This is a genomic window from Mesorhizobium sp. M0051 (assembly GCF_040323235.1).
Lineage (GTDB): Bacteria > Pseudomonadota > Alphaproteobacteria > Rhizobiales > Rhizobiaceae > Mesorhizobium.
Window position 1 is genome coordinate 1 of record NZ_JAMYUT010000099.1, and the last position, 668, is coordinate 668.

Here is a 668-nt window from a genome sequence, read left to right on the forward strand (position 1 = left end):
GGCCGATTGATGGTCACCGTCCTTGTCGGTGATGGTCGCGGTGAGCTTGACCAAGTCGTCCGCAGCCAGGCTCTTGCTGTCGTCGGGGTTGCTGGCGTCGGGATGAACCACCGCGCGAATCTGATCGAGGGTGACGCTGCCCGCAGCGCTGACGGAGACCGTGAACACAAGGAGGTTGGTTGTGGTGGTGCGGCCTTCAACGACGCCGCTGCCATTGACCGAGAGGACAACCGCCTCATTGGTCGCCGTGTCGACGAGCCCGGTTGAGCCTGCCGTTATGCTCAGCGCGTAGGTCAGCGTGCCGGCGCCGTCGGCGCCGTAGGCCGGGCTGAAGTTGGCGGCGAAGCTCTGCGTGTCGTTGGTCGCAAGAACCGTCTCGTCGACGGTCAGCGTCGGCTCCGCGCCGGTCGTCGAAATGCTCGGGCCATCGTCCTTGAAGTTGAGGTTCTGGCCGATGTTGAGTGTGGCCGATTGATGGTCACCGTCCTTGTCGGTGATGGTCGCGGTGAGCTTGACCAAGTCGTCCGCAGCCAGGCTCTTGCTGTCGTCGGGGTTGCTGGCGTCGGGATGAACCACCGCGCGGATCTGATCGAGGGTGACGCTGCCCGCAGCGCTGACGGAGACCGTGAACACAAGGAGGTTGGTTGTGGTGGTGCGGCCTTCAACGA

1 protein-coding gene is annotated in these 668 nt (G+C 64.2%); it reads right to left on the bottom strand.

Going from position 1 to position 668, the window contains the following annotated elements; translation table 11 throughout:
• Nucleotides 1-668: DUF5801 repeats-in-toxin domain-containing protein (locus NKJ90_RS33400; protein WP_352487783.1), on the bottom strand; the 668-nt coding region annotated here is incomplete at both ends.